Source organism: Gaiella sp., assembly GCF_057140465.1.
Window position 1 is genome coordinate 25,595 of record NZ_DBNHWK010000019.1, and the last position, 24,839, is coordinate 50,433.

A 24,839-nucleotide genomic window follows, 5' to 3' on the forward strand; every position below is an offset into this window, starting at 1 on the left:
CAAGGAGGAGACTCGTCCATGCTCTCGTCGTTCTTCGTCCTCGCCGAGACCACCGGTGACGTCGCGGATGCCGGCAAGGCGATCGCGCTCGCGCTCGGCATCGGGCTCGGCTCGCTCGGCGCCGGCATCGGCATCGGCACCATCTTCGGCTCGATGATCCAGGCGGTGGCCCGCCAGCCCGAGCTCCGTGGCGAGCTCCAGGGCATCCAGTGGCTCGGCTTCGCCCTCACCGAGGCCGTCGTGTTCTACGGCCTGATCGGCGGCCTGCTCGCCTACGTCCTCATCTGACCGATGCTCCACCTGCTGGCAGCCGAGGAGAGCTCCGGGAGCCTGATCGACGTCGTCCCGGGGCTGATGGTCTGGACGCTGATCGCCTTCGCGATCACGTTCTACGTCCTCAAGCGCTTCGCGTTCGGCCCGATCCAGAAGACGATCGACGACCGTCGCGACCGGATCCGCGAGGCGATCGACGAGGCGGACCGCGCACGGAAGGAGGCGCGTGAGCTGCTCGAGCAGAACCGTGCGATCCTCGCCGAGGCGCGGAACGAGTCCGCGGGGATCCTCGCCGAGGCACGCAAGGTGTCCGACGCGCAGATCCAGCGCGCGAAGGACGAGGCGGAAGCCGAGCGGCTCCGCCGGCTCGAGGACACGCGCAAGCAGATCGACGCGGAGACGACCCGCGCGATCGACCAGATCCGCTCGGAGGTCGCCGACCTCACCGTCGAGGCGACACAGCGTGTCGTCGGCAAGGTGCTCGACGCCGAGGACCAGCGCCGCCTGATCGAGGAGGCGATCGACGGCCTCGACTTCTCCGCGCTGGAGCGCGGCCGGAGCTAGGGGCGGGGCACGATGGCCGTCGCGCAACGCATGTACGCCCGGGCGCTCTTCGAGGCCGCCCGCGATGCCGGGCGCGTCGACGTCGTGCGCGGCGAGCTGCGCCAGCTCGCCGATGCCCTCGAGGCCTCCCGCGAGCTGGAGGGGTTCCTCGCGAACCCGCAGCTCGATCCCACGGCGAAGGCCGACGTCCTCGCGGAGCTGTCGGAAGGCGCCGACGACCTGACGCGCAACTTCCTGCGCCTCGTCGCCTCGAAGGGGCGCGCCGGCGAGCTGCGCGCGATCGCCGAGGAGCTCGACGCGATCGTCGATCGAGAGCAGGGACGGCTACAGGTCGAGCTGACGACCGCGCACGAGCTCACGGACGCCGAGGCGGACGCGATCGTGCGCCGCATCGAGCAGGCGTCCGGCAGTCGCGTGGAAGCCGCCCGGTCGGTCGACCCCTCCCTCGTGGGCGGGATGATCCTGCAGGCAGGATCGTTGCGCGTCGACGCCAGCGTCCGCGGGAGGCTCGAGCGCCTGCGCCGCGACCTCGTGACCAGGAACTGAACCGAAGAGACCGACGAAGGAGACCGTTTCCGTGAAGCTCCGCCCAGAGGAAATCACGTCGATCCTGAAGCAGCGGATCGAGCAGTACGACGTCGAGACCGACCTCAGCGAGGTCGGCACCGTCCTCCAGGTCGGTGACGGCATCGCCCGCGTCCACGGGCTCGAGAACTGCATCGCGCTCGAGCGCCTCGAGTTCGAGCACGGCGTCGTCGGCATCGCGTTCAACCTCGAGGAGGACAACGTCGGCGTTGCCCTCTTCGGCGAGTGGCAGCACGTGAAGGAGGGCGAGCTCGTCCGCCGGACCGGCGCGGTGATGTCGGTGCCCGTGGGCGAGGCGCTGCTCGGGCGCGTCGTCGACCCGCTCGGGAGCCCGCTCGACGGGCAGGGCGCGATCGCCACCGAGACGACCCGCTCGCTCGAGTTCAAGGCCCCCGGCGTCGTCCAGCGGCAGCCCGTGAAGGAGCCGCTGCAGACCGGTCTCAAGGCGATCGACTCGATGATCCCGATCGGCCGAGGCCAGCGCGAGCTGATCATCGGCGACCGCGGCACCGGCAAGACCGCGGTCGCGATCGACACGATCATCAACCAGCGCGGAGGCGACGTGATCTGCATCTACGTCGCGGTCGGGCAGAAGGCGTCGACGGTCGCCCAGGTGGTGGAGCGGCTCCGCGACGCCGGCGCGATGGACTACACGATCGTCGTCTCCGCGCCTGCGCAGGAGGCCGCGCCGATCAAGTGGATGGCGCCGTTCGCCGGCGCGGCGATGGGCGAGTACTTCCTCTACAACGGCAAGCACGCGCTCGTCATCTACGACGACCTCTCGAAGCACGCCGATGCGTACCGGCAGCTGTCGCTCCTCCTGCGGCGGCCGCCCGGACGCGAGGCCTTCCCCGGTGACGTCTTCTACCTCCACTCGCGCCTCCTCGAGCGCGCGTGCAAGCTCTCGGACAAGCTCGACGGCGGCTCCCTGACCGCCCTGCCGGTGATCGAGACGCAGGCAGGAGACGTCTCGGCGTACATCCCCACGAACGTGATCTCGATCACGGACGGGCAGATCTTCCTCGAGTCCGACCTCTTCTACTCGGGCGTGCGCCCCGCGATCAACGTCGGCATCTCCGTCTCCCGCGTCGGCGGGAACGCGCAGACGAAGGCGATGAAGAAGGTCGCCGGACGCCTCCGGCTCGACCTCGCCCAGTACCGCGAGCTCGAGGCCTTCGCGCAGTTCGGGTCCGAGCTCGACGCCGCCACGCAGCAGTCGCTCGCTCGCGGTGAGCGCATGGTCGCGACGCTCAACCAGCCCCAGTACCAGCCGTGGCCGATGGAGGAGCAGGTCGTCGCGATCTACGCCGGCATCCACGGCTGGCTCGACCGGGTTCCCGTGGGCCAGGTGCCGCGCTTCCAGGAGGAGCTGCGCGAGACGCTCCGCGCCGACGGAGGGCTCTACGAGAACATCCGCGCGACGGGCGACCTCTCCGACGAGACGGCGGCGAAGCTCGACGAGGCGCTGCAACGGTTCGTCGACGGGTTCGCGGTACAGGAGGAGAGGGGGCTCGCCGGGTAGGCGCCCCGCCGCCCGAGGAGCCGAGCACCGAGATGGCATCCGTCCAGGACTACAAGCGCCGCATCCGCTCCGTCCGCAACACGCGGAAGATCACGCGCGCGATGGAGCTCGTCGCGGCGGCGAAGCTGCGGCGGGCGCAGACGCGCATCGAGGCGATGCGGCCGTACGCCGACACGATGCGCGAGCTGATCGCGGGGGTCGGACGCGCCGCCGGCTCGGTGCGCGGGCTGCCGCTGCTCGAGCGGCGCGAGACCGTGGAGACGGTCGCCCTCGTCCCGCTGACCGGCGATCGTGGGCTCGCGGGGGCCTTCAACGCCCAGGTGATGAGGCGGGCGTTCGCGGTCGAGCGACAGCTCCAGAGCGAGGGCCTGAAGGTGCGCTGGGTGGCGGTCGGCAAGAAGGGCCGCTCGACGCTGACGTTCCGCCGGCGCGAGCTCGACGGCGCGCACGTCGGCTTCACCGATCGACCCGGCTACGCCGACGCGCAGGCGATCGCCCATGGGCTCGGAGAGCTCTTCACCTCGGGCGAGGTCGACCGCGTCGTGCTCGTCTACAACACGTTCGTCTCCGCGCTCACCCAGCACGTGACGGAGCAGGACGTGCTGCCGATCTCCGCCGACATCCTGGAGACGAGCGAGGACGAGCGCCGCGACGACGTGCTCCGGGGCGACTTCATCTTCGAGCCGGAGCCCGAGCAGATCCTCGAGCGGCTGCTCCCCGTCTACGTCGAGACGCAGGTCTACCGCGCCCTTCTCGAGTCGTCCGCGTCCGAGCAGGGCGCCCGGATGACGGCGATGCGGAACGCCTCCAAGAACGCGGGCGATCTGATCGACCGGCTCACGCTGCAGATGAACCGGGCCCGCCAGGCGGAGATCACGCAGGAGATCCTCGAGGTCGTCGCCGGCGCCGACGCGCTCGAGTAGCACATCGACGCGCCGCCGCGGCGGGAACAGGCCGGGGCGACCGGGTCACGAAGGGCGCGCTCGCCCGCCCCGTCGCCCTCGTCCCACAGGCTCCCGTCGGCAAACAACGCGCGGCCGACGGTCGTCTCACACGCCAGGGAGTCGGCTATGCTCCCGTACCTCGATGACGACCTCCACGCAGCCACCCCGCGAAGGCGGGAACACCGGTCGCGCCGGCAAGGTGATCGTCGACCTCGAGACGACCGAGTCCGAGCAGCTCGGCGAGATCCAGGCCCGCGGCTACTGGGAGCAGGTGTGGCGCCGCTTCAAGCGCGACCGGGTCGCTGTCGCGAGCATCTTCTTCCTCGTCTTCCTCGTGATCGTCGTCTACCCCGGCGCCTGGGTCGCCGAGCACTTCATCGGGCACGGGCCGAACCAGATCTTCCCGGACGGGATCGACGAGGGGTTCCTCCCCGTCGGCCCCGGGAGCTACGTGACCGACTTCGAGACCGGCGAGAAGCAGCTCCTCGTCCTCGGCGCCGACGGGTCGCTCGGGCGCGACGAGTTCCTGCGCCTGCTCTACGGCGGGCGTGTCTCCCTGCAGGTAGCGGTGCTCTCGACGTTGGGCGTGATGCTGATCGGCGTCGTGCTCGGCGCGCTCGCCGGGTACTACCGCGGGTACACCGACACCATCGTCTCGCGGCTGACCGAGATCACGATGGCGTTCCCCGCGCTGCTCTTCGTGATCGCCCTCGCGAGCACCGTGGGGAGCCGGCTCGACGGGATCACCTTCGGAGGCGTGCTCGCTCCCGGTGTCATGACGCTCTTCCTCGTGTTCACCGTGTTCGGCTGGTTCTACCCGGCGCGGATCATCCGCGCGAAGGTGCTCTCGCTCCGGGAGAAGGAGTTCGTCGAGGCCGCGCTGATGACCGGCGCCAGCGACCTTCGCATCATCCGGTCGCACCTGCTGCCGCACCTCGTCGCCCCGATCATCGTCTACTCGACCCTGGTCGTCGCCGGCTACGTGATCGGCGAGGCGGCGCTGTCGTTCCTCGGTGTCGGCATCAAGCTGCCCACCGCGAGCTGGGGCAACATGATCGCCGACGCGGTCAACTACTACACGACCGTCCCCTTGCTGATGGTCTGGCCGGGCCTCGCGATCGTGCTCACGACGCTCGCGTTCAACCTGCTCGGCGACGGTCTTCGCGACGCGTTCGACCCGCGCTCGCGCCTCTAGCCGGCGTCACCGCAACGGGCCGCCCGGACGATTCCCTTAACCGGCGGCCAACAAATCGGCGATCGGGGCGTCTAATCGGCGATGGGTGAAACGTGCCCTATCGGCACTGGTTGGTAGCAGTCGAAAGGAGTGAGATGAAGGGACGTATCTGGACCTCGATCGCGATGGCCGCGGTCGGGACGTCGCTGCTGGCGGCCGCGATGGTGGCCGGTCCGGCGGCCGGCGGTACCCAGGCGTCGGCGGTGAAGGCCGGCGGTTCGATCACGATCACGAGCCGCAGCGACTTCGACTACGCCGACACGGGCCTGGCGTACTTCAGCCACTCGTGGAACATGATGGCCGCGACGAACATCACGCTCATGTACTACCCGCACGCAGAAGGCGCTGCTGGCGGCCGCCTCACCCCACTGGGGGCGAAGGGCATGCCGAAGGTGTCCAACAACGGGCGGGTGTACACGTTCACGATCGAGAAGGGCTTCAAGTTCTCGAACGGCCAGAACATCACGGCCGCGAACTACAAGCGCGCGTTCGACCGGGCCCTCAACAAGGAGATGCAGTCGCCCGGGTCGTCGTTCCTCGATGACGTCGTGAGCTACCGGGCGCCGAACGCCACCACGTTCGTCGTCACGCTCAACAAGAACGCCCCCGACTTCCTCGCACGGATGTCGATGATGTTCTTCGCGCCGGTGCCGGCGAACACGCCGTTCACCGCCGAGGGCGTGACCAAGCCGGTCGGCAGCGGCCCGTACTACCTCAAGGAGTGGAACCAGAAGACCTCCGCTCTCGCGGTCCGCAACCCGTTCTGGAAGAACAACCAGGCGCCGTTCAACAAGGCCGGGTACAAGAACTACCTGAACGAGATCCGGTGGATCGTCGGCGCCGATCCCGCGACGCAGCAGCTGCAGTGCGAGAAGGGCGAGGCCGACCTCTGTGGTGCCCCGCCCGCCAACTGGCGCCAGCTGGCGGAGAAGTACGGCATCAACAAGGGCCGGCTCTTCGTCAAGTCGCAGACGGTGCTCTGGTACCTCGCCATGAACACCTCGCGGCCGCTGTTCACGGGGAACGTGAAGCTCCGGCAGGCGATCTCGAACGTGATCGACCGCCGCTTCATGACCGCACAGCACGGCTACCTCGCGGGGAAGGCGACGGACAACTTCCTGCCCTTCTCGATGCCCGGCTTCAAGAACTGGAGCATCTATCCCGTGAAGGCGCCGAACTACAACAAGGCCAAGACGCTCGCGGAGGGCAACACGCGTGACGGCAAGGCCGTGATGTACACGTTCAACGTGGCCCAGGGCCCGCCGATCGCACAGTCGGTGCAGTTCAACCTCAAGCAGATCGGCGTCGACGTCGAGATCAAGCTGCTCGACCGCGTCGTCCAGCACGAGAAGGCTGCGACCCGTGGCGAGCCGTTCGAGCTCACGCTCGAGGGCTGGGGCATGGACTATCCGGACCCGTCGAACTTCATCAACGTGCTGCTCGACGGCCGCCGGATCCAGGCCGACAACAACGTGAACGCGTCGTACTTCAACAACGCCGCCATCAACCGGCAGATGGACCGGGCCTACGGGCTCGCCGGCCAGGCGCGGCTCAATGCCTATGGCATCCTCGACCGGGACATCATCAAGAACCACGCTCCGGTCGCTCCGTACATCTCGACCAACGCGCGCATCCTCGTGAGCGCCAAGGTCGGATGCTACGGGTACTCGTCCATCCAGGGCTCGCTCCTGACCCAGCTCTGCGTCAAGTAGGGACGGAGGGGCTCAGCACGACGTACGACCAGGGGGCGCCGCCGCAAGGCGGCGCCCCCACGACGTCTCGGCAAGCGGTTTCCCACCCTCCGATCGAGTAGAGTTCCACAGCCCGTGTTCCGCTACCTCGTCAGACGGCTTCTGTGGGCGGTCGTGTTGTTTTTGGCCGTGTCGTTTGTGACGTACGTGATTTTCTTCTTGGTGCCGGCGAATCCGGCGCGGTTGGCGGCGGGGCAGTCGGCGACGCCGGAGAAGGTGCAGGAGGTGAAGGAGTTCCTGGGTCTCGATGACCCGGTGTATGTGCAGTACGGCCGGTTTTTGAAGCGGTTGGTGATCGAGGGGTCGTTGGGGCAGTCGTTCTTGACGCGGCAGTCGGTGAACGAGGAGATCAAGCGGGCGGCGCCGATCACTGCGTCGTTGGTGTTCGGGGGGATGATCCTGGTGTTGTTGATGGCGATCCCGATCGGGATCCTGTCGGCGCTGCGGCCGCGGTCGTTGTTGGATCGGGCGGCGATGGTGTACGTGTTGATCGGGATCTCGTTGCCGTCGTTTTGGATCGGGTTGATGTTGTCGTACCTGGTCGGGTACAGGCTGGGGTTGACGCCGATCGCGGGGTATTGCGAGGTGTTCTCGGTGCCGGAGGCGTCGGAGTGCGGTGGTGTGCTCGATTGGGCGTACCACATGGTGTTGCCGTGGACGACGTTGGCGTTGGTGATCGCGGGCACCTATGTGCGGTTCGTGCGGGCCGAGGTGATGGAGACGATGACGCAGGACTACGTGCGCACGGCGCGCGCGAAGGGCGCGCCCGAGAACGTCGTGATGCGCAGCCACGTCCTCCGCAACGCGATGCTGCCGGTGGTGACGATGGTCGGGATGGACATCGGGCTGCTGCTCGGCGGCGCGATCTTCATCGAGGCGGTGTTCGGGCTCAACGGCCTCGGCGGCACCGCGATCGAGTCGATCAGCCGCTTCGACCTCCCCGTCCTCCAAGGCGTCGTCCTCTTCGGCGCGATCGCGATCATCGTCTTCACCCTCTTCGTCGACCTCATCTACGCCTGGATCGACCCGAGGATCCGCCTCACCTAGGAGCGGTCAGGCAGCGGTGTCGCGGCGGCGCACCCGCTCCCGTCGAGCTGCCTCGATGTCGGCGTGCAGCTGGCGCCGCCGGTCCGACAGGTCACGCTCGCGCTCCTGCAGACGTGTGAGCTCGGGTGCGACGTCGACATGGGCGTATCCGCCCGAATGCAGGAAGTCGATCCGCGCATGGAGGTGAGCCCGCCGGCGTGACACGGCCTGCTCCTCGTCCCCCAGGATCTCCAGGACCTCGTCGACCTCGTCGATCGTGCTCACACCCTCACGATGCGCCCGAAATACAGGATTGTCCAGAGCGCGCCGACTCCGTGTCAGTTGGCGAGGCCCTCGCCGCGGAGCATCGTTCCGACCGTCCGGCGGAGGATGCGGAGGTCGTAGCGCACGAGACGCCACGAGCTCGCGCCCTCGACGAGGGCGACGTAGTCGAGGTCGAGGTCCGCGTAGCGAACCGGGTCACCACCCTTCGAGACCTGTGCCGGCCCGGTCCAGCCGGCGGGGACGCGCAAGCGGTAGTCCTTCCCCTGGGCGAGCTGCCGCTCGACGAGCTCGGGCGGCCACGGTCGCGGCCCGACGAGGCTCATGTCGCCGCGCACGACGTTCAGCAGCTGTGGGAGCTCGTCGAGGTACCACGGCTTGAGGACGCGGCGCCCTGCCCATGTGAGGTTCGCCTCGTCCGCCTCGAAGGGCCTGACGTGGCCCGCGGCCCGGTCGAGCACGCTCGTCCGGAGCGTGCGGAACTTCAGCAGGTCGAACTCGCGACCTGCCGAGATGCGCACCTCCCGGTAGAGCGCCGGGCCGTGATCGCGACGACACACGAGCGCGTCGAGCGTCACGAGCGCCCAGACGACCACGATCACGGGAGCGAGGACGAGGAGCAGCAGGCCCGACACGGCCACGTCCAGAGTGCGTTTCGCCCGGGGGCCACGGGGAGAGACGCGCGCGTCGCCGCTCACCGGCGGAACCTACACCAGGACGCGACGGTCGCTAGGACCGTGTCACTGCGCGCGCCGCCCGGACGGCGGCGAGAGGCCGGATCGTGCGGAACAGCACCATCGTCGCCACGACTCCCACGAGCGTGTTCACCACCGTCACCCCCACCTGCATGCCGACGGAGAACGAGACGGCCCCGGCGATCGAGGTCGCCCCCTGCAACGCGTACGCAGCCAGCACCTGCTGCGTGCCGGCTCCACCGGGCACCGGGACTGCGGTCGACGCGCCGCTGAGGACGAGCACGAGCACGGCCGTCATCGGGCCCACGTCGATGCGGAACGCCTGCAGGACGAGGAAGACGACGCCGACGCGACACGCCCACGCGGCGAGCTGGAACGGCACGACGGTCCCGAGGTAGCGCCGCGGAGAGCGCAGCACGGCGAGCCCGAGCGCCGCCCTCCGGAGGACACCCCGGATCACGTCCGGGCGCACGAGGAGCGCGATGCCAACGGCCGTGACGAGTGCCACCGCCCCGACCAGCGGGACGAGGCCGATCGACGGTGGGCCGGGAAGCCCGGGGAGGGCACCGACCGCGAAGAGCATCCCCATCAACGCCATCCCGAGCACGACGTCGAACGCGAAGACGACGGTCAGCGAGCCGGCGATCGTCGTCACGCTCGAGCCCGGGATGCGGGTACGGGCGAGCAGGACCTTCAGTGCCTCGCCACCGCGGGCCGGCATGAACGCATTGAGGGCGACCCCGGCTGCGTACGCGCAGGCGATCGAGCCGACACGGATCCGCTGCTCCGGATACGCCGCGGCCAGGATGTTCCGCCAGGCGACGGCCCGGAAGCCGAGCGTCGCCAGCTGGAGGGCGAGCGCCGGGAGCAGGAAGCGCCCGTCGAGCCCACCGACACGCGCCACGGCGTCCTGGGCCGCGGCGGCAAGCTGGTCGAACGCGGTCACGCGCGTCCGTCGGCGGCCAGGGCCGGGGCGATCGCATCGACGGAGTCCGAGATCAGCCCCTGCACGCCGATCGCGACGAGCTCCCGCGCCCGCTCGGGGGTGTTCACCGGCCAGGTCATCACCGTGCGCGCGACGGCCCGCAGCTGTCGGACGACCCCCTCGTCGAGGAGCCCGGCGTGGATCGAGACGCCGTCGAGCGGCTCCCCGTGAGCCCGTTCGAGCAGGCGGGCGAGCTGCCGCCGCGTTCCGACCGAGTGGACGCGCCGCACCGGAAGGCCCGTGAACGGCTCGAGGAGACGCGGCCAGCGCGCGCACACGGTCACCCTCCGGTGCCCGAGGTACGGCTGCAGCGCCGCGGCGACGAGCTCTCCGAGCCGTCGCCTCGGCCCCTTGAGATCGAGCATCAGCTCCGTCTCCTCGTCCGCGGCGGCGAGGAGCTCGCCGAGAACCGGACGCGAGTACCAGGGAGCGGCGACCTCCCAGCGGTCCCAGAAGATCGGGATCGGCCCCGCGGACTTCAGGTGCCGCAGCTCGAGACGTCTGCGATACAGGCGGACGTCGGCCTCGACCAGCTCGGCACCGGCCTGTACGGCAGCATGAAGATCAGCGAGGTGGTTGCCCGCACGATGGGCCACAATGAACGGCGGGCCCGGTGAGCGGACGACCTCCCCGGTCGTCGCAATCGACCCCATCGGCGACGATTGTAGCTGCAGACCGGCGCCGCTCGATCCCGTACGCGGCGGCCAGGCCGAGCAGGACGACGACGAGGCCTCCGGCCACGTCGAGCACGAAGTGATTCGCCGTGGCGACGACCGCAAACCCCATCGTGAGCGGCATGACGACGGCGAACGTCCGCACGACGAGGTGCGTCGTCGCCAGGAACAGCACGATCCCGACGAGGATGTTCCACCCGACGTGCAGGCTCGGGAAGGCCGCGTACTGGTTGGTGAGGCCCGGCGGCTGGAGGGCACGGTACGCGTGCGACTGCTCGGTCACCGTGTCGATCAGCCCGAGCCCCACGAGCCGAGGCGGCGCGAGCGGGAGCAGCGCGAACAGGGCGAACCCGATCGCCCCCGACACGAACGCCGCGTTGCGCAGGAGCAGGTAGTGACGGCGACGAGTGAGGTACAGCACGATCGCCACGGTGAGGATCACCGGCCAGTGCCCCCAGATGTAGACCCAGTTGGTGAGCATGACGAGCATGTCGCTGCCGCTCACCAGGCCCTGGATCGAAGCCTCCCAGGCGGCACCGACCGCCTCCTCGATCGCGAACAGGCGCTCGGCATTGACGAACGCCCTGTCCGCGGCCCCGGCCGTCAGGTTGCGGATACCGAAGTACGCGACCATCGCGGCAGCCACGAGCAGCACCTCCCGCGCGAAGCCGCTGCGGAGGCTGTGGCGGATCGTCGCCCTGGCCCCCGTCCACGCAGGCGGGCGCCGAGGAAGGTGTAGACGATGACCGGGTGACCCGTACATCGGTCTCCTCTCAGTCTTCCTCCCCCGACGCGACCATGCATCCGCGTGACCGCTGATCGAGGGAGGAAGAAATGCGTAGCCGGAGGACGGCGGGCAGATCCGCCGAAGCAGCCGCTTCCAGCGGGCCTACGACACGCTCGACGGCGGCTCCCTCTCGATCGCTACCGGTACTCCGGGTTCGGGAAGTCGAAGCGGCAACCGGCGTCCCACAACGCCCGCTGGTTCCCGTGCACCGGGAAGCCTCCGGCGTCCTTGAGCAACCGCGCGGCGTGCATGAGGTTCCACGTCATGAACGTCGTGTTGCGGTTCGTGAAGTCGTTCTCGGGCCCGCCGGAGTCGGGATCGAGGTACGAGGGCCCCGGGCCGGCCTCGCCGATCCAGCCGGCATCGGCCTGCGGCGGGACGACGTACCCGAGGTGCTGGAGGGCGTACAGCACACTCATCGAGCAGTGCTTGACCCCGTCCTCGTTCCCGGTCACGACGCAGCCGCCGACCTTGCCGTAGTAGGCGTACTGCCCGTGCTCGTTCAGCTCCGCCGAGTTCCCGTAGAGGCGCTCGATCAGACGGGTGCAGACGGACGACTTCTCGCCCAGCCAGATCGGCGTGCCGACGACGAGGATGTTCGCCGCCTGCACGCGCGCGTACAGCTCCGGCCACTCGTCGGTGACGGCCCCGTGCTCGCGCATGTCCGGGTACACGCCCGGGCGGACGTCGTGATCGACGAGCCGGAGGCGGTCGACCTCGACCCCGGCCGCCTCCATGATCGCGATCGAGACGTCCATCAGCCCCTGCGTGTGCGACAGGGCCGGCGACGGCTTGAGGGTGCAGTTCACGTACAGCGCACGAAGATCGCCGAGGTCCCAGCGACTCGTGGTGGAGAGCTCCTGCTGGCGGGCGGTGAGCGTCATCGCGCCTCCTTCGGGACGGGTCCACGACGGTACCGCCTGGAGGACGGCGATCGCGCTGGTCGAGCTACGCGTCCGGGTGACGGATCGTCGCGTCCACGCCGGGGAAGAAGATCGACTCGTGGCCGTCCTCCCAGCGAACGCGGAAATGCTCACGGCCCGGCTCGCCGATCACCTCGAGGATCTCGGCAGTTCGTGGCGCGTCGCCCACGGAGTGGCCCGTGATCTCGATCAGGTCGCCGATCTCCGCCGGCTTCCCTTCCACCGTCTTTGGCATCGAGCCTCCTTTCGCGTGCCACCATGCTCGCAGGGGGCGCAGGGCTCGCCATCGGGGATTGCACGGATCGGCCTCGGTGGAGCGCCGCGCGCCTCACACGCGCGCGTGCCGGCCGATTCGGGCACAGTGACCACGTGACCACGCTCCGCGCCGAGGTGCTGGCCGCCCTCGAAGCCGCCGTCGGCGGCGACGCCGCTCGCGTCTCCACGGGGACCTCCGATCGGGACCTCCACGCGGAGGACATGACCTTTCACCGTGCCGTCCGACCGGGTGCCGTCGTCTACCCGACGTCCACCGACGAGGTCTCACGGGTCCTCGAGCTGGCCGATCGCGAGCGCGTCCCCGTGACGCCGTTCGGCGCGGGCTCGAGCCTCGAGGGGCACGTGATCCCCGTCGACGGCGGGATCAGCCTCGACCTCACCCGGATGGACGCGATCCTCTCCCTCGAGCCGGGGAACCTCCTCGCCGTCGTGCAGGCGGGGGTCACACGCGGGGCGCTCAACCGCGCCGCGGGCGAGCACGGGCTGCAGTTCCCCGTCGATCCCGGCGCCGACGCCACGCTCGGGGGAATGGCCGCGACGAACGCGTCGGGAACGACCACCGTGCGCTACGGCAAGATGCGCGCCAACGTGCTCGCGCTCGAGGCGGTCCTGCCCGGCGGCCGCGTCGTCCGCACCGGGAGCCGGGCCCCCAAGACCTCGGCCGGGTACGACGTCACCGGCCTGCTCGTCGGCTCCGAGGGCACGCTGGGCGTGATCACCGAGCTCACCCTCCGCCTCCACGGGATCCCGGAGCACGCGGTCGCCGCCCGGATCGCGTTCCCCACCGTGGAGGCGGCCGTGCAGGCGGCCGTCGCGATCGTCTCCACCGGCACCGGAGTGACACGGATCGAGCTGGTCGACACGCTCAACATGCGCGCGATCAACCTCTACAGCGGGACGTCGTACCCCGAGGTGCCGTGCCTCCTCGTCGAGGCGTCGGGCACCGCATCCTCGGTCGAGGGCGACCTCGAGCTCGTCCTCGCCCTCGCCGAGGCCGAGGGCGCCGTCGACGTCGTCCACGAGCGCCTCCCCGAGGCCCGATCGCGTCTGTGGTCCGCCCGGCACGACGCCGCGTACTCCTGGTCGCAGCTCTGGCCCGGGCTCCGTCACTGCTCGACCGACACGTGCGTCCCGCTCTCGGAGCTCGCCGCCGCGGTCGGCGTCGCGCAGGAGGAGCTCGCGCGGCTACGGCTCCGGGGAGGGATCCTCGGGCACGTGGGCGACGGCAACTTCCACGTCGGCGTCACCCTCGACCCGGACGATGCAGACGAGGTGGCCCGGTGGCACGAGCTCTCGGACGCCCTCGTGCACGACGCCCTCGCGCGCGGCGGGACGTGCACCGGCGAGCACGGGATCGGCGTCGGCAAGATCGGCGCGCTCGCCCTCGAGCACCCGGACCTCGTCCCGCTCTACCGCGGGCTGAAGGACCTCTTCGACCCGAACGGGATCATGAACCCCGGCAAGGTCGTGCCCATCGAGGCGCGGCCGACGGCGCGCTGACGGAAGACCGTCCGCTCGGGCGCCCCGTCGGCGGGCGGTCGGCCTACGCCGTGACCGCCTGCTCGAGCTCCGCCTCCCACTCGCCGGCGACGGCCCGGGCGTTCATGCGGGCGCGATGGAGGAACGCGGCCTGGGCGGCCTCGACGTTGTCCGCGTCACCGCCCCACGCCTTCAGTGCCGACTGCTGGAGCGCGCGCCCGTAGGAGAACGAGAGCGGCCACGGCCCGCCGAGGCGGTTGATCGCGTCGAGGTTCTCCGTCGCCTGCACCTCGCTCTGCCCGCCGGAGAGGAAGACGATCCCGGGCACGGCCGCCGGGACGTGCCGGAGGAAGCACGCCACGGTGAGCTCCGCGATCTGCGACGCGTCGGCCTGCACGGGGCAGCCCTTCCCGGAGATCACCATGTTCGGCTTGAGGAGCGTCCCCTCGAGGTCGACCCCTGCGCGTGCGAGCTCGTCGTAGACCGCGTGGAGCGTGAGTGCGGTCACCTCGTCGCAGCGCTCGATCGTGTTGTCCGCGTCCATCAGCACCTCGGGCTCGACGATCGGCACCATGCCCGCCTCCTGGACGAGCGCGGCGTAGCGTGCGAGCGCATGCGCGTTCGCGTGCACGCAGTTCGCCGTCGGCAGGCCGTCGCCGATCGTGATCACGGCGCGCCACTTCGCGAAGCGGGCCCCGAGCTCGACGTACTCGGCGAGGCGCTCGCGGAGGCCGTCGAGCCCCTCGGTGACGGTCTCCCCCGGGGAGAGCGCGAGGGCCTTCGCGCCGGTGTCGACCTTGATGCCGGGAACGACGCCCTTGCCGGACAGGACCTCCGCGAACGGCGTGCCGTCGCCGGCCGACTGCCTGAGCGTCTCGTCGTAGAGGATGACGCCGCCGATGTACTCCTCGAACCCCGGTGTCGTGAACAGGAGGTTGCGGTACGCCCGCCGTGTCTCCTCCGTCGACTCGACGCCGATCGAGTCGAGGCGCTTCTTGATCGTGCCCGTCGACTCGTCGGCGGCGAGGATCCCCTTGTTGTCGGCGACGATCGTCCTGGCGATCGCCTGCAGGTCGTGCGCGGCCATCAGCGCTCTCCTTCCTCTCTCAGGCTGCTCAGCTTCCTCGACGGGTGGAACGCCGCGACGCGCCGGACCGTGCCGGATCGCGAGCGCATCACGATCGACTCCGTCTCGGCACCCGCGCCGGTCATTCGCACGCCCCGAAGGAGCGCGCCGCCGGTGACCCCGGTGGCGGCGACGAACACGTCGTCGCCGGTGACGAGGTCGACCTCCGTCAGCACGGCGTCCAGGTCGAACCCGGCTTCGACGAGGCGTCGCCGCTCGTCGTCGTTCCGCGGCCACAGCTTCCCCTGCAGCGCACCACCCACACACTTGATCGCGGCCGCCGAGATCACGCCTTCCGGCGTGCCGCCGATCCCCATCAGGATGTCGACGCCGGTGAAGGGCTGCGCGGCGGCGATCGCAGGAGCGACGTCGCCGTCACGGATCAGGTTCACGCGGGCCCCGGCGCTCCGAAGCTCGGCGATCAGGTCGTCGTGGCGCTCGCGCTCGAGCACGACGACGGTCACGTCGTTCACGTCCATCCCCTTCGCCTCCGCGACACGGTGGACGTTCTCGGTCGGCGACGCCTCGATGTCGATCGCGTCGGCCGCTTCCGGGCCGACGGCGATCTTGTCCATGTACAGCGCCGCGCCCGGGAAGAACATCGTCCCCCGCTCGGCGACCGCGATCACGGCGATCGCGTTCGGCATCCCGAGCGCGGTCAGCCGCGTGCCCTCGAGCGGGTCGACGGCGACGTCGACGGCCGGGCCGAGGCCGTTCCCGACCTCCTCGCCGTTGTAGAGCATCGGCGCCTCGTCCTTCTCTCCCTCCCCGATCACGACCACGCCCTCCATGCTCACGGTCGAGAGCATGAGGCGCATCGCGTCGACGGCCGCCTGGTCGGCGGCGATCTTGTCGCCCCGGCCGATCCACCGCGCGGCGCCCATCGCCGCCGCCTCGGTGACGCGCACCAGCTCGAGCGCGAGGTTGCGGTCCGGCGGTGTGCGCTCGTGGGCACTCACGTCAGCTCTGATCCTACTGCGGCGGCGGCCTCGGTGGCGGGCCGTCCCGCCGGCTCGAGGAGCACGACGGCGATACCCGCGAGGAGCACCAGCACGCCACCGACGACGACCGCCGTCGACAGCGGCTCTCCCACGAGCAACGCGGCCAGGAGCACGGCCGCGACCGGCTCGAGGAACGTCAGCACCCCGGCCGCCTGGGCAGTGACGTGCCGCAGCAGCATCGCGTAGACGAGCGTCGAGAGCCCCGTGAAGACGACGCCGAGCAGGACGACGACCCCCCACTCGCCGGCGCCCGCCGGGAGCACGCGACTGCCGAGCAGGAGCACCGGCGCGACGACCACCGCACCGACGAGGCAGTCCCAGAAGGCGACGGTGAGCGGCGCCGCTGCGCCCAGCAGGAGCCGCTTCGAGAGCACGACGAGGAGCGCGTAGGTGAGGGCGGAGCCGAGCCCGGCGGCGAGGGCGGAGAAGGAGACGCGGCCACCGGCCTGCCCCGCGGAAGCGACGAGCGCGATCCCGACCGCGCCCGGCACGAGCGCACCGAGCGCGACGCGCGACACGCGTTCCCGGAGCGCGAACGGGGCGGCGACCGCGATCAGGACGGGAGCGGCGTAGAACGTGATCACGGCGAGCGCGACCGAGCCGAGCTTGACCGCGAGGAAGAAGAGGAGCCAGTGTGCGCCCTGCGCGGCCCCGAGCGCGGCGAGCGCGAGGAGGCGGCCCCCGGGGTGGAGCAGCCGGGCCGCACGCGCGACGAGCGCGACGAGCGCGAGCGTGAGCGCCGCGAGCGCGAGGCGCGCGAACGCGAGCGCCGGCGCGTCGAGATCGACGGCGGCGACGAGGACGGCGATGAAGCCCCAGGAGGCGGCAAGGGCGGCGAGGGCGAGGTTCCAGCGCATGGCCGCCGTCGTCGTCCTCGACTCGTCGTCGCCGACCGTCGTCCGGAGGCCGCTAGTAGCGGTCGCGCATCATCACCCAGGCCCCGAGCGCGAACGGGAGACAGCCGAGGAACGCCACGAGGCCGAGCAGCGTGTGGTCGGTCGCGAACAGCACGACGCCGACGACGGTACCGAGGGCTGCGAGGGCGGGCATGGGACCTCCTGGGGCCGGATGGTCGGTGTATGCGATCACATGCGCTCTGGCGCGTCCACCCCGACCAGGTCGAGGCACCGCCCGACGACCGACCCGGTTGCCGTGCAGAGCGCGAGACGGAGCTGCTCCTGCTCGGAGCCGAGCACCTTGTGCTGGTGGTAGAAGCGGTGGAAGTCGTCGGCGACACGGATCGCGTACGTCGGGATCCCGTGCGGCGCGCGCCGCTGCGCCGCGGTCGCGGCCACCTCAGGGAACTCGAGCACGCGCTTCATCAGTTCGCGCTCCTCGACCGCGAGAGGACCACGGAGCGTCGTTCCGGGCCGTGCGCTTCCGGCGTTGCGCAGGATCCCGGCGATCCGCGCGTGCGCGTATTGCACGTAGTAGACGGGGTTCTTCTGCGTCTTCTCCGCTGCGAGGTCGACGTCGATCTCGATCGTCTGGTCGTGCCCACGCGAGACGAGGTACCAGCGCGCCGCGTCGACGCCGATCTCGTCCACGAAGTCGTCGAGGAGGACGACGTCGCCTCGCCGCTTCGACATCTTCGTCGCCTCCCCGCCCTTCGTCAGGTGGACGAGCTGGTAGATGAGCACCTCCACGGCGTCGCGCTCGCGACCGAGCATCTCCGCGAGCGCCTGGAGGCGGGCCACGTACCCGTGGTGGTCGGCGCCGAGGACGTAGACGAGCCGGTCGAAGCCTGCCGCGAGCTTGCGGCGGATGTACGCCGCGTCCGCCCCGAAGTAGGTGGGCTCGCCGCTCGACCGCACGAGCACCCGGTCCTTGTCGTCTCCGTGAGCGCTCGTGCGTGCCCAGACGGCGCCGTCTGCCTCGTACGTGTCGAGCAGCGGGAGCGCCTCGTCGATCTCGCGCTCGAACTCGCTCTGCCGCTCCCAGGTGTCGAAGTGGATCCGGAACCGCTCCAGCGTCGCCTCGATGCGCTCGAGCATGTGGGCCACGGGGTCGCCGGGAAGCGCCGCGAGGTTCGAGAGGTAGGCCCCGTGGTAGCCGTCCTCCGGCGGCTCCTCGCCCCGTGCGACCGCGGCGACGGAGGCCCGGAAGCGGTCCATCTGGGCACCGGCGTCGTTGTAGTAGTACTCGCGCTCGACCGCGTGCCCGGCGAACGCGAGCAGCCGCGCGACGGAGTCGCCGTACGCGCCGTTCCTGGCCGAGGCGACGGTGATCGGCCCGGTGGGGTTCGCCGACACCATCTCCACCTGGATGCGCTCGGGGGCAGCGGCCGAGCCGCCCCCGAAGTCGGCGCCCCCCTCGATGACCGTCCCGAGCGCCGCCGCGAGCCAGGCGTCGTCGACGGTGACGTTGAGGAAGCCGGGGCCGGCGACGTCGACGGCGGCGACGCCCGGGAGCCCGCGCACCCCGCGCGCGATCTCGTCGGCGATCTCCCGCGGCGGCCGCCCCTGCTCGCCCGCGAGCTGCAGGGCGACGGTCGTCGCGTAGTCGCCGTGCGCCGCCTCGGCAGGCCGCTCGAGGGCGACCGGCGCCCCTGCGAGCTCGGCGACCGCGCTCGTCAGTCCTGCGACCGGGTCGGCCATCTAGGGCCGCGCGGTCGCGGCGACGTAGCGCAGGACGAGGTCGCGCAACGTGACGATGCCGATGAGGTCGCCCTTCTCGAGGACGAGCGCCCGGGAGACCGAGAAGCGCCCGAGCAGCCGCACGGCGTACTTGATGTCCATCTCGGCGTCGAGCGAGAGGACGGGCTTCGACATCACCTCGTACACGTTCGTCCGGTCGGGCGACCGGTTCTGCCCGATCACCTGCTCTGCGATGTCGCGCACGACGATCAGGCCGTACTCGTCGCCGTGGTGGCGGCGATCGACGACGAGCGACGACACGCGCTCGGTGTGCATGATGTCGATCGCCTCGCGCACGGTCGCGAGCCCGTCGACGACGAAGGGCGCCGCGGTCATCACCTGTCGCACCGTGACGCGCTCGTGCACCGTCAAATCTCGTCCTCGATCTCGCGCTTGATCACCGGGAGCTGCGTCGCGAGCCCGACGGCGTCCTCGACGTCGAGCTGGAAGGCGATCCCCGCGCCGACGTCCTCGTCGAACCGGCCCTCCCGGGCGATCGACTCGAGGATGTGGCGGCTGAGGTGGGCCTCGACGAGGAACATCACGACGTCGCGCTGCCCTTCGAGCTCGAGCCCGAAGAACGTCTTCGGCGGCACGAGCCCCTCGCCGCGGGCGCTCGTGATCACGGTGCAGCCGGTCGCGCCCTCCTTGCGGGCGACGTCGATGATCCGCTCGGTGCTGTCGTCGGTGACGAGCGCCATGAGCACCTTGAACCTCACCGGCGCCTCCTCGAGCGGCGCGCGCGCAGCTGGGAGACCTGGGCGTACCCCATCACCGCGATCATCGGGAACATCACCGCGAGCGCGATCACCCCGAAGCCGTCGCCGAGCTCGCTGCGACCGGGCACGGTCGAGGCGAGCCCGAGCCCGAGGGCGGTGACCACCGGCACCGTTACCGTCGACGTCGTCACTCCTCCGGAATCGTATGCGAGCGGGACGATCGACTTCGGTGCGACCGCTGTCTGGAGCGCGACGACCGCATAGCCGGCGATCACGAAGAGGTACAGCGGAGCCCCGACGACGATCCTCCACATGCTGAGCGCGACGGCGAGCCCGACGCCGATCGCGATCGTCAGCCGGAGCGGCCAGGCGCGAACGGTACCGCCGGAGACGTCCTCGGCCTTCAGGCCGACGGCGATCAGCGCCGGTTCCGCCAGCGTCGTCGAGAAGCTGATCGCGGCGCCGAACAGGAACACCCAGTAGTAGCGCCACCACTCGATGTCCTGCGCGGTCGCCCCGGCACCGAGGAGGAACTCCGGATCCGTGAGCTGTTCCGCCATCGTCCTCCCGATCGGGAAGAGCGCCGTCTCCAGCCCGACGATGAAGAGCGCGAGTCCCAGCACCACCATCACCGAGCCGGCGGCGATCCGCTTCGCGTGCGGAACGGGTCGGCGAAGGACGGCGAACTGGAAGACGGCGAGGACGACGAAGATCGGCAGGACGTCTCGGACGGTCTCTGCGACGCCTGCCGTGAGCGATGTCGAGACGAGCCACATGACTCAGCCGACGACCATCCCGAACACGAGCACGAAGAGGATCGGGAAGAGGCTTGCGAGCGCGATCAGGCCGAAGCCGTCGAGCATCGGGCTCCGTCCGCGGATCGACCGCGAGAGCCCGATCCCGAGGGCGGTGACGAGCGGGACGGTGATCGTCGAGGTCGTCACACCGCCGGCGTCGTACGCGATCCCGACGGCGTCGTCCGGCGCGAACGGCGTCAGGATGATCGCGATCGCGTACCCGCTGATGATGATCCGGTGGATCGGCCATCCGCGGACGACCCGGATCACCCCCACCGCGATCGCGGCGCCGACTGCGACGGCGACCGTGTAGCGAAGGGCGATCGCGTACGTACCCGCGTCGAGGGCATCGGCGCCCTCCAGCGACCGTGCGCGCCCCGCCTCCTCCGCAACCGCGATCAAGGCCGGCTCGGCGACCGTCGTCCCGAAGCCGAGCGCGAACGCGAAGGCGAGCAGCCAGGGCACACTGCCCTTCCGCGCGAAGCTCGAGGCCATGCTGTCGCCGAGCGGGAACAGGGCGAGTCGAAGGCCCTGTACGAACAGGGTCAGCCCGACGACCACCGCGACGAGCCCGAGCAGCGTCTGCCCGAGGTCCGGGAGCGGCTCGCGGAGGACGAGCAGTTGGAAGATCGCGACGACGGCCGCGATCGGCCCGAGGTCGCGGAGGCTCTCCACGACGAGCCTGCCGACGGCCGCGAGCACCGCATGAGGGAGTTGCACCCGCGATGCATCGAAGCGCGACACGCGACGCGCCTGACCCTACCAGCACACGGGGACGGGCCCGTGTCCGCCGACGCGGGTCGCCGTCCCCGCGATGCGGCCGCGGTCACCTGACGGAGCGCTGTCCACGCGGCGCCATGCACCCGACGTGCGGCGTCCCTCGTTCACGGGACGCCTGCACCCGCAACCCGCTAGCCCGTCGCGGGTGCGGCGGGCCGCGTGGTGGTCGAGACGGAGATCCCTTCGCGCTGGAGCGCGGCCGCGACCTCCTCCCGGGCCTTGTAGATCCGCCACTTCACGGTGGCGAGCGTGATCTCGAGCGCATCGGCGATCTCGGTGTACGAGAGGCCGACGACGTCCCGCAGCAGGAGGGCCATCTTCAGGTCGACGTTGAGAGCGTCGACGGCGCGCCAGACGGCGTCGATCGTCTCCGTCCGCTCGAGCGGCTGGTCGACGACCTCGAGCGGCGCGATCTCGTCGAGGTTCACGACGGCGCGGGGCCGCCGCTCGATCGCCCGCAGCTCGTCGAGCACGCGGTTCTTCGTCACCTGGAAGAGCCAGGTCGTGAACCGCGAGCGCGAGGAGAACTGCGAGAGCCCCTGGTAGACACGCAGGAAGACTTCCTGCGTGAGGTCCTCCGCGAGCGCCCGATCGCCGACGAGCCGCAGGACGTAGTTGTAGACGGGCCGCTCGTAGGCGCGGACGATCGTCGAGAAGGCACGCTCGTCTCCGCGCTGGGCACGTCGAAGCACTCCGGGGTCGGGTTGCGTGAGCGCCACGTTAGGGCCGACTATACCCCGCTTGCAGGAGTTTTCACCAACAGTTTACGAGTCGCTGAAATGTCAGCGATGATCGCTTCCGCGCAGGGGAGTCTCCGCTCGGGCCGGTCGCCCCGGGGCGCTGCGAGACGTCCCCCGCGCACGGCGCGCAGGATCGGGGCGCCATCAATACTGGCTCCGTCTCTGCGGTTCCTGTCTCGAACCCGATGCCCGTCCCGGCGGTTGCGAGCCTCGCTCGCGAAGGCGCACGGGGGCCGATCTCGCACCGGTCGTCTGCCGGTGGGCCTCTCGCACCGGCCGACCGGGCCTTCCGAGTCTTCGGGTCAGGCAGCGGGACTCAGCGGCCCCGCGCAGCGGCGTCGAGCGGTCACCCTCGCTCACCGGCAGCGAGCGGAGCGATGACGCGTGGCCGCGTCCGGGGCACCTCCGGCCACGCGGCGGTCACGTGCAGCGAAGGTCGTCGGGCGAGACTCCGAGGCGCAAGGGCTCGTCGCTGATCGCGGCCGCTCCCCTGTAGGGCGTGTTGAGCTCGACGACGAGCGAGACCGCGAAGCCGACGAAGAGCGCCAGCGCGACGATCGCCGTCGTGTGCGAGACACGATGCCCGGACGCCTGGAAGGCGGCGACGCAGACGAGCGTGCCGGCTGCCACGACGATGAGCACGAGCAACACACCGGGCAGACGAAGCGTCGCGGCGTCCAGTCGGATCCGGCGCTGCGTCGTCGCGGTATTGAGCTGGCGGAGTGCGTGGTTGAAGGACGGCAGAGAGCGCGTGGAGGCGGGAAGACCGGCCAATATCACGTAGATCCGTTCGTGAGCCGCCACGGCGGAGGTCGACGGCCCGCCGCCGCGGGCGAGCTGCGGCAGCTCGTCGCACACGATCGCGCGGTCGTAGTCGATGAGCGCGTCCCGGATGCGCGTGTAGTCCGCGGTCGGGAAGAGGGACGCATTGTACGACACCGTCACGAGCGCGGCCGCCTCCTGGGACATCGCAATCCGCGCGGTGTTCGCGTTGTTCCACTCCTGCACGATCAGGAACCCGAGGAGGAAGGCGTAGAAGCCGGTGATCACGCCGAGGAGCAGCGAGAGGTTCGGCGAACGCCCCCCCTCGCGTTCCGCGTGGGGCAGGCGCCTGCCTACCCACACAGCGACCGCGGCGAGCAGCATCCACGCAGCCAGCTGGACGACAATCGAGACGACCAGCGGAAGCTCGAGCAGCCAGTCGACGACGAACACCGGGCGATCCTATGCGATGAGCGACGCGCCCGTCATCGCCGCGGGCACCGGCACGCCGAGGAGCCCAAGGACGGTCGGCGCGAGGTCCTGCAACTCGCCGCCGGCTCGTAGGCCGACCCGGCGGGACGTGATCACGAGCGGCACCGGGTTCAGCGTGTGCGCGGTGTGGGGGCTGCGCCCGTCCGGCTCCAGCATCATCTCGGCGTTGCCGTGGTCCGCGGTGACCAGGCAGACGCCGTCGAGGGCGCTCGTCGCGTCGACGACGACGCCGAGACACCTGTCGACCGTCTCGACCGCCTCGACGACGGCGGGGATCACCCCGGTGTGCCCGACCATGTCGGGGTTCGCGAAGTTGACGACGGAGAAGCCGTAGCCGCCCCCGACCTCGTCCGCGAACCGCTCTGCGACCTCGGGCGCGGACATCGCCGGACGGTGCTCGTAGCTCGGCACGTCACGCGGCGACGGCACGAGGATGCGCGTCTCCCCCGCCCACTCCGTCTCCTCCCCCCCGTTGAGGAAGTACGTGACGTGGGCGTACTTCTCGGTCTCGGCGACGTGGAGCTGCCTCACGCCCGCGCGCGACAGCGTCTCCGCGAGGGTGTCCTCGACGAGCTGCTCGCCGAACGCGACGGGGCACGGGAGGTCGTCGGCGTACCTCGTCATCGTCACGAGGTCGACGCCGAGCTCGACGAGCCGCTGCGACAGCTGGCGGGCGCGGTCGGGGCGGAAGTTGAAGAAGACCGCGACGTCCCGGGCCGGATCGAGGCGGGGACGCCCGTCGAGCACGACCGGCTCCACGAACTCGTCGGTGACGCCCCGGGCGTAGCTCGCTTCGATCGCCGCCACGGGCTCGTCGGCCTGCTCGCCGACCCCGCCCACGATCGCCTCGAGCGCCCGGTCGATCCGCTCCCAGCGCCGGTCGCGGTCCATCGCGTAGTAGCGGCCGACGACGGTGGCGATCCGGTCGGCTGGGAGCTCCCCCAGGTCGGACGTCGCCGCGTGAGGGGAGACGTCCCGCCCGTCGGTGAAGGCGTCGATCCAGGTGCGGTCGGCCATGCCCTGGCGGCGCGCGAGCTCGAGCAGGGCCCGGAGGTGGTCGATGTGCGAGTGCACACCGCCGTAGGAGACGAGCCCCAGCAGGTGGACGTCACCGCCCCGCTCGCGTGCCCGCTGGAACGCGGCGACGAGCGCCTCGTCGTCGAAGAACGTCGTGTCCTCGATCGCACGGCTCACACGGACGAGGTCCTGGAAGAGGATCCGTCCCGCGCCGATCGTGAGGTGCCCCACCTCCGAGTTCCCCATCTGGCCGTCCGGGAGGCCGACGGCGGCGCCGGACGCGGCCAGCTGCGTCGTCGGGTACTTCGCCACGAGGCCGTCGAACACGGGCGTGTGCGCGAGCTCGACCGCATTGCCCGGGCCAGGCGGCGCGAGCCCCCAGCCGTCGAGGATCACGAGCGTCACGAGAGGCACGTTCACGACCGCCTCCCCGGCGCCGGCGGCGTTCGGCCTCGGAATCGGTGCGACGTGGGCCCCGGAGACGTGCGGAGCACCCCGGCGCAGAGCGGTGCCGTCACGAGTGGCGACGGCACACAGCCCTCACACGAGCGCGGCGACGCAGATCGCCCGGAACGACTCGGGGTCGAGCGAGGCCCCGCCGACGAGCGCCCCGTCGACGTCGGTCTGCGCCATGAGCTCGACGGCGTTGTCGGGCTTCACCGAGCCGCCGTAGAGCACCGGGGCGCGATGGAGCGACTTGATGAGTGCGTGCGCCTCCTGTGCGATCTCGGGCGTCGCGGTGCGGCCGGTGCCGATCGCCCAGACCGGC

Annotated in this window: 29 protein-coding genes; 9 read left to right on the forward strand and 20 right to left on the reverse strand. The window is 70.6% G+C overall.

The window, feature by feature from the left end:
• Positions 1 to 18: 18 nt before the first annotated feature.
• The 8 genes from AC162C_RS02500 to AC162C_RS02535 all read left to right on the forward strand — a co-directional run bounded on the left by AC162C_RS02500 (position 19) and on the right by AC162C_RS02535 (position 7,920).
• Positions 19 to 288 (forward strand): ATP synthase F0 subunit C, encoded by a 270-nt coding sequence (locus AC162C_RS02500; protein ID WP_462974430.1) that lies wholly within the window; start codon positions 19 to 21, stop codon positions 286 to 288.
• Positions 289 to 291: 3 nt separating this feature from the next.
• The gene (gene atpF / locus AC162C_RS02505; RefSeq protein WP_484096169.1) at positions 292 to 837 is read left to right on the forward strand and encodes a F0F1 ATP synthase subunit B; all 546 of its coding nucleotides are present in this window, start codon (positions 292 to 294) and stop codon (positions 835 to 837) included.
• 12 nt (positions 838 to 849) lie between these two features.
• On the forward strand, positions 850 to 1,383 hold the full coding sequence (gene atpH, locus AC162C_RS02510) for an ATP synthase F1 subunit delta (protein ID WP_484096170.1): 534 nt from the start codon (positions 850 to 852) through the stop codon (positions 1,381 to 1,383).
• Positions 1,384 to 1,414: 31 nt separating this feature from the next.
• Positions 1,415 to 2,944 (forward strand): F0F1 ATP synthase subunit alpha, encoded by a 1,530-nt coding sequence (atpA, locus tag AC162C_RS02515; protein WP_484096171.1) that lies wholly within the window; start codon positions 1,415 to 1,417, stop codon positions 2,942 to 2,944.
• Positions 2,945 to 2,976: 32 nt separating this feature from the next.
• Positions 2,977 to 3,867 (forward strand): ATP synthase F1 subunit gamma, encoded by an 891-nt coding sequence (gene atpG / locus AC162C_RS02520; RefSeq protein ID WP_462974426.1) that lies wholly within the window; start codon positions 2,977 to 2,979, stop codon positions 3,865 to 3,867.
• Positions 3,868 to 4,030: 163 nt separating this feature from the next.
• Positions 4,031 to 5,083, forward strand: a complete 1,053-nt coding sequence (locus tag AC162C_RS02525; protein WP_462974425.1) for an ABC transporter permease — start codon at positions 4,031 to 4,033, stop codon at positions 5,081 to 5,083.
• Positions 5,084 to 5,217: 134 nt separating this feature from the next.
• On the forward strand, positions 5,218 to 6,834 hold the full coding sequence (locus AC162C_RS02530) for an ABC transporter substrate-binding protein (protein ID WP_484096172.1): 1,617 nt from the start codon (positions 5,218 to 5,220) through the stop codon (positions 6,832 to 6,834).
• 114 nt (positions 6,835 to 6,948) lie between these two features.
• Positions 6,949 to 7,920 (forward strand): ABC transporter permease, encoded by a 972-nt coding sequence (locus tag AC162C_RS02535; RefSeq protein ID WP_484096173.1) that lies wholly within the window; start codon positions 6,949 to 6,951, stop codon positions 7,918 to 7,920.
• A gap of 6 nt (positions 7,921 to 7,926) precedes the next feature.
• Here the strand turns inward: AC162C_RS02535 and AC162C_RS02540 are convergent, their stop codons facing one another.
• The 7 genes from AC162C_RS02540 to AC162C_RS02570 all read right to left on the reverse strand — a co-directional run bounded on the left by AC162C_RS02540 (position 7,927) and on the right by AC162C_RS02570 (position 12,480).
• The gene (locus AC162C_RS02540; protein WP_484096174.1) at positions 7,927 to 8,184 is read right to left on the reverse strand and encodes a hypothetical protein; all 258 of its coding nucleotides are present in this window, start codon (positions 8,182 to 8,184) and stop codon (positions 7,927 to 7,929) included.
• Positions 8,185 to 8,237: 53 nt separating this feature from the next.
• Positions 8,238 to 8,879: a sugar transferase gene (locus AC162C_RS02545; protein WP_484096175.1), complete on the reverse strand. Its 642-nt coding sequence runs from the start codon at positions 8,877 to 8,879 to the stop codon at positions 8,238 to 8,240.
• Between the two features lie 31 nt (positions 8,880 to 8,910).
• Entirely contained in the window at positions 8,911 to 9,822 is a 912-nt protein-coding gene (locus AC162C_RS02550; protein WP_462974619.1) for a lysylphosphatidylglycerol synthase domain-containing protein, read from the reverse strand.
• A complete protein-coding gene (locus AC162C_RS02555) occupies positions 9,819 to 10,457 on the reverse strand; it encodes a glycerophosphodiester phosphodiesterase (RefSeq protein ID WP_484096176.1) in 639 nt (212 codons plus the stop codon). Before AC162C_RS02555 ends, AC162C_RS02550 begins: the two co-directional genes overlap by 4 nt.
• Complete coding sequence (locus AC162C_RS02560) at positions 10,426 to 11,181, reverse strand: phosphatase PAP2 family protein (RefSeq protein ID WP_484096177.1); 756 nt, start codon at positions 11,179 to 11,181, stop codon at positions 10,426 to 10,428. Before AC162C_RS02560 ends, AC162C_RS02555 begins: the two co-directional genes overlap by 32 nt.
• A gap of 278 nt (positions 11,182 to 11,459) precedes the next feature.
• Positions 11,460 to 12,206 (reverse strand): flavodoxin family protein, encoded by a 747-nt coding sequence (locus AC162C_RS02565; RefSeq protein ID WP_484096178.1) that lies wholly within the window; start codon positions 12,204 to 12,206, stop codon positions 11,460 to 11,462.
• Between the two features lie 64 nt (positions 12,207 to 12,270).
• Positions 12,271 to 12,480: a DUF1918 domain-containing protein gene (locus AC162C_RS02570; RefSeq protein ID WP_484096179.1), complete on the reverse strand. Its 210-nt coding sequence runs from the start codon at positions 12,478 to 12,480 to the stop codon at positions 12,271 to 12,273.
• A 134-nt stretch (positions 12,481 to 12,614) separates the two neighbouring features.
• Here AC162C_RS02570 and AC162C_RS02575 point away from each other — a divergent pair, with 134 nt between their 5' ends.
• Entirely contained in the window at positions 12,615 to 14,021 is a 1,407-nt protein-coding gene (locus AC162C_RS02575) for an FAD-binding oxidoreductase (protein WP_484096180.1), read from the forward strand.
• A gap of 43 nt (positions 14,022 to 14,064) precedes the next feature.
• Here AC162C_RS02575 and AC162C_RS02580 read toward each other — a convergent pair whose 3' ends face one another.
• The 13 genes from AC162C_RS02580 to AC162C_RS02640 all read right to left on the reverse strand — a co-directional run.
• Positions 14,065 to 15,087 carry a class I fructose-bisphosphate aldolase gene (locus AC162C_RS02580; RefSeq protein ID WP_484096181.1) on the reverse strand — a complete coding sequence of 341 codons (1,023 nt, stop codon included), beginning with the start codon at positions 15,085 to 15,087 and terminating at the stop codon, positions 14,065 to 14,067.
• Positions 15,087 to 16,085, reverse strand: coding sequence for a class II fructose-bisphosphatase (gene glpX / locus AC162C_RS02585; protein ID WP_484096182.1), 999 nt, complete (start codon positions 16,083 to 16,085; stop codon positions 15,087 to 15,089). The genes AC162C_RS02580 and glpX overlap by 1 nt, the downstream gene beginning before the upstream one ends.
• Entirely contained in the window at positions 16,082 to 16,984 is a 903-nt protein-coding gene (locus AC162C_RS02590) for a DMT family transporter (protein ID WP_484096183.1), read from the reverse strand. Before AC162C_RS02590 ends, glpX begins: the two co-directional genes overlap by 4 nt.
• Before the next feature lie 52 nt (positions 16,985 to 17,036).
• Positions 17,037 to 17,177 carry a hypothetical protein gene (locus tag AC162C_RS02595; protein ID WP_484096184.1) on the reverse strand — a complete coding sequence of 47 codons (141 nt, stop codon included), beginning with the start codon at positions 17,175 to 17,177 and terminating at the stop codon, positions 17,037 to 17,039.
• 35 nt (positions 17,178 to 17,212) lie between these two features.
• The gene (locus AC162C_RS02600) at positions 17,213 to 18,724 is read right to left on the reverse strand and encodes an arginine--tRNA ligase (protein ID WP_484096185.1); all 1,512 of its coding nucleotides are present in this window, start codon (positions 18,722 to 18,724) and stop codon (positions 17,213 to 17,215) included.
• On the reverse strand, positions 18,725 to 19,129 hold the full coding sequence (locus tag AC162C_RS02605) for a CBS domain-containing protein (protein WP_462974630.1): 405 nt from the start codon (positions 19,127 to 19,129) through the stop codon (positions 18,725 to 18,727).
• 2 nt (positions 19,130 to 19,131) lie between these two features.
• Positions 19,132 to 19,482 (reverse strand): P-II family nitrogen regulator, encoded by a 351-nt coding sequence (locus tag AC162C_RS02610; RefSeq protein WP_484096186.1) that lies wholly within the window; start codon positions 19,480 to 19,482, stop codon positions 19,132 to 19,134.
• Positions 19,479 to 20,258: a DUF1538 domain-containing protein gene (locus AC162C_RS02615; RefSeq protein ID WP_484096187.1), complete on the reverse strand. Its 780-nt coding sequence runs from the start codon at positions 20,256 to 20,258 to the stop codon at positions 19,479 to 19,481. Before AC162C_RS02615 ends, AC162C_RS02610 begins: the two co-directional genes overlap by 4 nt.
• A gap of 3 nt (positions 20,259 to 20,261) precedes the next feature.
• Positions 20,262 to 20,981 (reverse strand): DUF1538 family protein, encoded by a 720-nt coding sequence (locus AC162C_RS02620; protein WP_484096193.1) that lies wholly within the window; start codon positions 20,979 to 20,981, stop codon positions 20,262 to 20,264.
• A gap of 209 nt (positions 20,982 to 21,190) precedes the next feature.
• On the reverse strand, positions 21,191 to 21,778 hold the full coding sequence (locus AC162C_RS02625) for an RNA polymerase sigma factor (protein ID WP_484096188.1): 588 nt from the start codon (positions 21,776 to 21,778) through the stop codon (positions 21,191 to 21,193).
• Between the two features lie 441 nt (positions 21,779 to 22,219).
• Positions 22,220 to 23,014, reverse strand: coding sequence for a bestrophin-like domain (locus AC162C_RS02630; RefSeq protein ID WP_484096189.1), 795 nt, complete (start codon positions 23,012 to 23,014; stop codon positions 22,220 to 22,222).
• A 9-nt stretch (positions 23,015 to 23,023) separates the two neighbouring features.
• Positions 23,024 to 24,490, reverse strand: coding sequence for a 2,3-bisphosphoglycerate-independent phosphoglycerate mutase (gpmI, locus tag AC162C_RS02635; protein ID WP_484096190.1), 1,467 nt, complete (start codon positions 24,488 to 24,490; stop codon positions 23,024 to 23,026).
• 120 nt (positions 24,491 to 24,610) lie between these two features.
• Positions 24,611 to 24,839, reverse strand: a 229-nt coding sequence (locus AC162C_RS02640; RefSeq protein WP_484096191.1) for a triose-phosphate isomerase, incomplete at its 5' end; no start/stop codon positions are given.